Annotated in this window: 1 pseudogene; it reads right to left on the bottom strand. The window is 58.6% G+C overall.

Going from position 1 to position 273, the window contains the following annotated elements:
* Positions 1 to 104: 104 nt before the first annotated feature.
* Positions 105 to 273 (bottom strand): annotated as a pseudogene (locus R0J88_RS20135) (IS30 family transposase); the annotation flags it as partial.

Here is a 273-nt window from a genome sequence, read left to right as displayed (position 1 = left end):
CTAGATGCGGCCCGCGCTTGGCTGCTAGTACTCGCGCATCGTACTAGTCATGTGATGATCTATGGCTGGCTGACCGACGGCGGTCTCAAGTTCCAAGCGCAACGCTATTGAAGGGTGCTCGGACCGCCGACGGATTTCTTGAGCACCTCGGCGTAGACTTCCAGTGGGGTTCGCCAGTCCAGTGTCTGGCGAGGCCGTGTGTTCAGTGAGTCGGCGATCTCGTCGAGCTCTTCTTGGCTGTAGACGGAGAGATCCGTGCCCTTTGGCAAATAC

Source organism: Pseudoalteromonas sp. SIMBA_162, from assembly GCF_046535955.1.
GTDB lineage: Bacteria > Pseudomonadota > Gammaproteobacteria > Enterobacterales > Alteromonadaceae > Pseudoalteromonas > Pseudoalteromonas marina.
This window is presented reverse-complemented; position numbering and strand designations above follow the sequence as displayed.